Genomic DNA, 7,468 nt, shown 5'->3' on the forward strand with positions numbered 1-7,468 from the left:
GGCGTACGCGGCATGAGCCCGAGTGACGACCACGGCTACGACGGCGAATCCGCCCGCTACGGCGGCGACGCCGGGCGGTACACGGGGGACGCGGGGCGCGACGACGACGAGTTCGGCGGCAGCGGCCAGACCCGGACGCGGCTGCCCGAGCGGGACGGCGACGGGTACGGGAGCGCCCGCAGAGCCGGCCGCACCCCTTCCCGCAGCCTCGTCACCGTCGTCGGCGTCGTCGTCCTCCTCATCGCGGCCATCGCCTTCGCGAACCGCGGCGGCGGCGACTCCTCGTCGAACAACGACACCAGCAACGCCAAACCGGCCCCCACGGCAGCCTCCGGCACCCAACCGGTCGACGCCAAGAACGCCGGCATCCCGTCGGGCTTCGCCCATGACCGGCAGGGGGCGGAGTCGGCGGCGGCCAACTACGCGGTGGCGCTGGGATCGGCGGAGATGTTCAGCACGGACCGACGCCGCGCCATCGTGACCGCCGTCTACACCCCTGACGCCGCGGCCGGCCGCCAGGCCGACCTGGACACGGCGTACAGCGCCGAGGACTTCCTCACCGGCATCGGCCTCGACCGCGACGGATCGGCGCCCGACGGGCAGACGTTCATCTCCCGGGTCATCCCCGTGGGCACCAAGGTCGAGAAGTTCAGCGCCGACAGCGCGACCGTCGCCGTCTGGAACTCCTCACTCTTCGGCCTCGCCGGCGAAGGCTCCAAGAACCCGGTCACCGAGAACTGGTACACCACCACCTACGAACTGCGCTGGAACGGCGGTGACTGGAAGGTCGCCGACTTCGACCAGAAGGACGGGCCCGTCCCCACCGGGCGCGACCAGACCGCGTCCACCGCCGACGAACTCACGAAGGCAGTGGAGCAGTACGGAGGCTTCACCTATGCCCGGTAAACAGCGCCGCCGTGCCCTCCTGACGCTCACCGCCGCCGTCACCTCGGTACAGACGGCCGCCGTCCTCCTGGCGACCCGAGCCGTCGCCGCACCGACCCCGTCCCCCACTCCCAGCAACGACCCCTGTGACCTGATTCGCGGCCCCGCCAAGGACTACTGCGAACGAGGCAATGGCACCAGCCGTTCCCCCAACACCCCCTCCGACACCCTCCCCAGCACCCTCGACCCCCTCGCCTCCCTGGCCAAGGGCTGCGCCGAGGCCGCCTCCTGGACCGTCACCAAGCTGTCCGACGCGGTCAAGGAGACGGCGAACGTCGACTTCACGAACCCCAAGTTCCTCCAGCAGTACGCCGTGGTGTTCGCCGCGTCGACCGTCCTGACGCTGCTGCTCTGGCTCCTCGCCGTGGCCAAGCGCGCGGTCCGCGGCGTCCCCCTCGGCACCGCCCTGTCCGAGGCCATCGGCTTCCTCTGGCTGACGGTCCTGGCGTCCGCGTTCACCCCGCTCATCCTCTACACCGTCGTATCCGCCACCGACGGTGTCACCGCCGTCCTCGCGAAATCCACCGGCGGCCAGACGGACGTGTTCTTCGGCTCCTTCTCGGAAGCCCTCACCAAGGGCACCGACATCGGCGGCGGCCCCATCATGCTGATCGTCGTCGCCCTCGTGTCGATCCTCGCCGCCGGCATCCTCTGGCTCGAACTCGTCATCCGCGCCGCCCTGCTCTACGTCGGCGCACTCCTCGGCACGGTCGTCTACGCGGGACTCGTCGACAAGAACCTCTGGGGCCACGTCCGCCGCTGGGCCGGCATCATGATCGCCGTCATCCTCGTCAAACCGGTCATCGTGATCGTCCTCGGCCTCGCCGGCGCGCTCAGCGGGTCGGACAACGGCCCCGACGCCTTTTCGGCCGTCATCTCCGGCCTCGCGATCATCCTGCTCGCCATCTTCGCCAGCGCCATGATCTACCGCTTCGTCCCCGGCTTCGGCGACGAGATCGCCGGCTCCCGCAACAACCGTATCCAGCAAGGTGCCGAGAACCGGGCCGCGGCCGTCATCAGCTCCCCGGCCGCCCTCGTATCGCAAGGCATCAAGACCCACAGCGCCCGGGGCAGGGCCGAAGGCGGCGGCCAGCCGCCCCGGCCCGCGAACCCGGTGAGCGGCGGGGTGGCCGCACACAGCAGCCGCGGCGCGGGCGGTGCGGGAGGCGGCGGATCTGTCCCCTCCGCCGCACCCGCACCCCGCAGCAGCCCGATCAACACCCCGCACGCCGGCCACCGCAAAGGCAGTAACCACCGCACGGGAGGTGAAGGGCGTTGACCACCGACTCCTCGGTGTCCCATATGTCCCATCCGGTCGCGCCCCGCCGGACGTATCTCATCGGCCGCGCCCGGCCGAACGCCGTCGTCGGGCGCAACCGCGAGACGGGCGAGATCGCGCTGATCATCGCCGGGGCGTTCCTCGGCATGATGTGCGGACTCCTCGTCCCCGTCCTGTCCCTGCGGATCGTCCTGCTCATGGGCTTCCCGCTGCTCGCCCTCGCAGCGGTCTACATCCCGTACAAGCGCCGCACCTTCTACAAGTGGTTCGAGATCAACCGCAGTTACAAGCGCCGCGTCAAACAGGGCACCACGTACCGCTCCCAGGCCCCGGAGGCGGGCGTACGGTTCGACGGCCGCGAGGTCGAGATCGGACCGCCGCCCGGCATCGGCCGTATCTCCTGGCTGGCCGCGCCGTTCGGACCCGACGAGATCGCCGTCCTGCTGCACGCCGACCGCAGAACCGTCACGGCGGCCATCGAGATCGAGGGCCCCGGCGTCGGCCTGCGCGACTCCGAGGACCAGGAAGCCCTCGTCGACCGCTTCGGCACCCTGCTGAAGCACGTCGCGAACGGCGACGGCTTCGTCACCCGCCTCCAGATGCTCGCCCGCACCCTGCCCGCCGACCCCGACGCCCACGCCAAGGACGTCACCGTGCGCGGCGACGAACGCGCGCCCGGCTGGCTCCAGCAGTCCTACGACCAGCTCCAGTCCATGGTCTCCACCAGCAGCGAGCAGCATCGCGCCTACCTCGTCGCCTGTATGCACTACAGCCGCGAACTCGCCGCCGAGGCACACGCCATGGCCCGCGCCGCCCGCCCCACCTCCGGCCGCAAACTCGACCGCGACGCCGGTCTCGCCGTCGTCATGGCCCGCGAGCTGACCGATATCTGCTCCCGCCTCCAGGAAGCCGACATCCGCGTCCGCCAGCCCCTCGGCCAGGGCCGCCTCGCGTCGCTCGTGCACTCCATGTACGACCCGGACCACCCCATAGACCACATCCAGGCCATGACCAAGCGCAACGCCTGGCCCGCCGAACTCGACGCCATGGAACCCACGTACCTCCAGGCGAAGACCCGCGAGTCCAGCAGTCGCGCCCCCTGGTGCCACGCCACCGCGTGGGTCAAGGAGTGGCCGATGACCCCCGTCGGCGTCAACTTCCTCGCACCGCTCCTGGTCCACACCCCGGACGTGATCCGCACGGTCGCCGTCACCATGGACCTAGAACCCACCGAGATCGCCATCGAGCGGATGCTCACCGAGAAGACCAACGACGAGGCCGACGCCAGCCGCGCCGCCAAGATGAACCGGACCGTGGACCCCCGCGACATCGCCGCGCACTCCCGGCTCGACCAGCGCGGCGAGGACCTCGCGTCCGGCGCGGCCGGCGTCAACCTCGTCGGCTACATCACCGTGTCCTCGCGTTCCCCGGAGTCCCTGGCCCGCGACAAGCGCACCATCCGAGCGTCGGCGGGCAAGTCCTATCTGAAGCTGGAGTGGTGCGACCGCGAGCACCACAGGGCATTCGTCAACACCCTGCCGTTCGCGACCGGCATCCGCAGGTAGGTGGACAGGAGCTGATGTGGTCATGCGGGAGCTGATGTGGTGATGCGGGATCCGCTGTCCATCCTGACGGACACCTTCACCGCCTTCCTGTTCGGGAAGGTGGAGACGACCCGACTGCCGGTGCGCACCTCGACGGGCCAGGCCCAGGCGGTCTATCTGCCCACGGCCGCACCCGGACTCGGCGACTCCGGCGTGATCATCGGCCGCGAGGTCTACTCCGGCAAGGGCTATATCTACGACCCCTTCCAGCTCTACGGGCAGCAGTTGCCGGCCCCGCACTGGCTGGTCCTGGGCGAGTCGGGCAACGGCAAGTCCGCACTGGAGAAGACCTATGTCATGCGCCAGTTGCGGTTCCGCGACCGGCAGGTCGTCGTCCTCGACGCCCAGGGCGAGGACGGCGTCGGCGAATGGAACCTCATCGCCGAAGAGCTGGGAATAACCCCCATCCGGCTCGACCCGACGGCCGCCCTCGACATGGGCATCCGCCTCAACCCGCTGGACCCGTCGATCACCACCACCGGCCAACTGGCGCTGCTGCGCACCATCATCGAGGTGGCGATGGGCCACGGCCTCGACGAGCGCTCCGGCTTCGCCCTGAAGGTCGCGCACACCTACGTCAACGAGACCACCGTCGAACGCCAGCCGGTCCTCACCGACATCATCGAGCAACTCCGCCACCCCGAGCCTGACTCCGCCGAGGCGATGAACGTCGCCCTGGACGACGTACGCGCCTGGGGCCTGGACGTCGCGCTGGTCCTGGACCGACTGGTCGACGGTGACCTGCGCGGCATGTTCGACGGCCCGACCACGGTCGGCATCGACCTGGACGCACCGCTGATCGTCTTCGACCTGTCCCACATCGACCGCAACTCCATCGCGATGCCGATCCTGATGGCGATCGTCGGCGTCTGGCTGGAACACACCTGGATCCGCCCGGACCGCAAGAAGCGCATCTTCCTGGTCGAGGAAGCCTGGCACATCATCAACAGCCCCTTCGTCGCCCAACTGTTCCAGCGCCTGCTGAAGTTCGGCCGCCGTCTCGGCCTGTCCTTCGTGGCGGTGGTCCACCACCTCTCGGACGTGGTGGACGGAGCGGCGGCCAAGGAGGCGGCGGCGATCCTCAAGATGGCGTCCACGCGGACGATCTACGCCCAGAAAGCCGACGAGGCCCGCGCCACGGGCCGCGTCCTGGGCCTGCCCCGCTGGGCCGTCGAGATCATCCCGACCCTCACCCCGGGCATCGCGGTGTGGGACGTCAACGGCAATGTCCAGGTCGTCAAACACCTCATCACCGAGACGGAACGCCCCCTCGTCTTCACGGACCGCGCGATGACCCAGTCGTCGGCCGAGATGGCGGACGACGCGCTACGGGCCGCGGAACTGGAGGCGGAGGAGCGCGCGGCGGCGTTCGTGGAACAACAGCTCGCCGACTCGTCGGAATCCACGGTGGCCTGACATGCCGAGACACGACAGCGGAGGATACGGAGGCGGCGGCGCCGAACACCGGGAACGGGGCGTGCCCGACGGCCTGTTGGTGGGCGTCCTAGCCTTCCTGCTCGGCATGACGATCATGGTGTGGTCGGCGACGGGCCTGGCGGGCCTGTTCGCCCACGGTTCCTGGCCGTCGTCGGTGACCTTCGGCAACACCCCCCTGGCCATGCGCCGCCTGATCGCGGCCCCCCGCGACCTCCCCACGGCCTGGCCCGCGACCCCACCGGACCACCTCTCCGGCTACGGGCTCTTCTGGGGCCTGTTCATAGGGCAGGTGATGGTGCTGGTGGTGCTGGGGGTGTTCGTCCTGGGCGTGGTGACACGACTGCGGGCTATGCGACGGGCTCCGGCGCGGGTCGACTCGAAGGTTCCGGGCGCCCCGGCGCGGGTCGACTCGAAGGTTCCGGAAGAAGAATGGGCGGGTGTGCGGGATCTCTGCGCCGAAGGCGCGGAACAGCAAGCGATGCCGACGCCGACGCCGACCGTCCAGGAACCCCCGCCGGAGGCACCGGCCCCGACACCGGCGCCGGTCCCGCACCCCCGGAGGGGCATGCTCCTGGGCCCGCCCGAAACTCGGCACCCGGCCGCCATCCAGGCCGTACGGGACGCGGAGGGCCCCGCGATGGTGGTCACCTCGGACCCCACGGTGTGGGAGGAGACGAAGGACGCCCGCGCCAAACTCGGCCCGGTCCTCCTCTACGACCCGTCCCACCTCTGCGACACCCCGGCCCGTATGCACTGGTCCCCCACCGCCGGCTGCGAGGACCGGGACACGGCGGCCCGCCGCGCCAAGGCCCTGCTCGCCCCGGTACGCCCCAGCGCGAAGATCGACGCGGCGGTCGCCGACACGGCCGAAACGCTCATGCGCAGCTTCCTGCACGCCGCCGCCGTGGACGGCCGCCAGTTCCGCCACGTCCACCGCTGGGCGCAGGGCAGCCAGGTGCAGGAGGCGGTCCGTGCGCTGCGTACGCATCCCAAGGCGGCATCGGGCGCGGCAGGCGAGCTGGAGGCGGCACTCACCGGCCATCCGGAACGCCGTGATGTGGCCCAGGAGTTGACGGCCCGTGCGCTGTCGGCCCTGTTCACGGTCAACATCCGCGAGGCGTGCACACCGAACCGAACTGATGCCCTCACCCTGGATTCCTTCGTGAACGAAGGGGGCACGCTTTATCTGGTGGGGGAAGCCATTGAGGACCCCAGGTCCCATCCCGGAGCCATGCCTTTGCATACGGCTCTGGCCTCAAGCGTGGTCGAGCACGGCCGGCGCATGGCCGAACGGTCATCCTCTGGTCGGCTCGACCCACCACTTACGTTCGTCCTGGAGGACGTGGCGGCGGTGGCCCCGCTCCCGCAACTGCCGGAGCTGCTGACGACGGGAGCGGACCGGGGCCTGCCGACCTTGGCCCTGCTCCGCTCCCGCGAACAGGGCCGCACCCGCTGGCCCCACGACGAACTCCCGGTCTGACCCACTCCCTGGTCTGACTCCCCGTCCGAAAGCTAGCCTCGCGACGGCCTGGCCATCACCAACTCGTGGTCGTGCGTCTCGTTCCGGTCCGGTCCCCCCGGCTCCACCACGGTCACACCACTGGGTACGAAGCCGGCCTTGCGGTAGAAGCTGTCGGCGCGCCCGTTGTCCTGGTGCACGAAGAGCCGCGCCCGGTGCACGCCGTCCACGGACCACGCCCATTCCAGCGCGGCATCGAACAGCGCCTGCGTGATCCCGGTGCCGCGGTGTTCGGACCGTACGAACACACCGACGAGATGTACCTGCCGGCGCTCGACGGGGTTCCCGAAGAAGTCGAGGGAACCGGGCTCCTCGATGAGTACGACGACGGTGCCACCCCAGGTGCCGTCGGGGCCTTCCGCGACGAACTGCCGCTGAGCCACGCCTTGTGCGGCCTGGGCCGTCCGGTCCTGCCAGAACGCGTCCGGCTTGGCGCACGCGGCGTCGTACGTCTCCAGAAAGGCAATCGACGCCGCGGGGTCCCGCAGGGCGGCCAGCCGCAATTCCTTGATCTGCGACCATTCATCGGCGCGTACGGCGCGTATCACGTGCTCCATACGGAGATGGTACGGGCCGTCCCCTCACCGGTAAAACGAAAAAGCCCCCGCACCGAGGTGCGGGGGCTTTCCCATAAAGATAGTTCGGCGGTGTCCTACTCTCCCACAGGGTCCCCCCTGCAGTACC

6 protein-coding genes are annotated in these 7,468 nt (G+C 70.1%); 5 read left to right on the plus strand and 1 reads right to left on the minus strand.

What is annotated here, in order from left to right; genetic code table 11:
- Positions 1-12 precede the first annotated feature (12 nt).
- The 5 genes from ACFVT5_RS12735 to ACFVT5_RS12755 are packed head-to-tail and all read left to right on the plus strand — an operon-like array spanning position 13 to position 6,745.
- Entirely contained in the window at positions 13-906 is an 894-nt protein-coding gene (locus ACFVT5_RS12735; protein ID WP_389885178.1) for a hypothetical protein, read from the plus strand.
- A complete protein-coding gene (locus ACFVT5_RS12740) occupies positions 896-2,224 on the plus strand; it encodes a hypothetical protein (RefSeq protein WP_389885180.1) in 1,329 nt (442 codons plus the stop codon). The genes ACFVT5_RS12735 and ACFVT5_RS12740 overlap by 11 nt, the downstream gene beginning before the upstream one ends.
- 23 nt (positions 2,225-2,247) lie before the next feature.
- Positions 2,248-3,789 (plus strand): SCO6880 family protein, encoded by a 1,542-nt coding sequence (locus tag ACFVT5_RS12745; RefSeq protein ID WP_389885301.1) that lies wholly within the window; start codon positions 2,248-2,250, stop codon positions 3,787-3,789.
- 42 nt (positions 3,790-3,831) lie between these two features.
- The gene (locus tag ACFVT5_RS12750) at positions 3,832-5,244 is read left to right on the plus strand and encodes an ATP-binding protein (RefSeq protein WP_389885183.1); all 1,413 of its coding nucleotides are present in this window, start codon (positions 3,832-3,834) and stop codon (positions 5,242-5,244) included.
- Position 5,245: 1 nt separating this feature from the next.
- Positions 5,246-6,745 carry a type VI secretion protein gene (locus ACFVT5_RS12755; RefSeq protein WP_389885186.1) on the plus strand — a complete coding sequence of 500 codons (1,500 nt, stop codon included), beginning with the start codon at positions 5,246-5,248 and terminating at the stop codon, positions 6,743-6,745.
- A gap of 32 nt (positions 6,746-6,777) precedes the next feature.
- Here ACFVT5_RS12755 and ACFVT5_RS12760 read toward each other — a convergent pair whose 3' ends face one another.
- On the minus strand, positions 6,778-7,341 hold the full coding sequence (locus ACFVT5_RS12760) for a GNAT family N-acetyltransferase (protein ID WP_389885189.1): 564 nt from the start codon (positions 7,339-7,341) through the stop codon (positions 6,778-6,780).
- Positions 7,342-7,468 lie beyond the last annotated feature (127 nt).

Source organism: Streptomyces sp. NPDC058001 (genome assembly GCF_042886315.1).
Classification (GTDB): domain Bacteria; phylum Actinomycetota; class Actinomycetes; order Streptomycetales; family Streptomycetaceae; genus Streptomyces.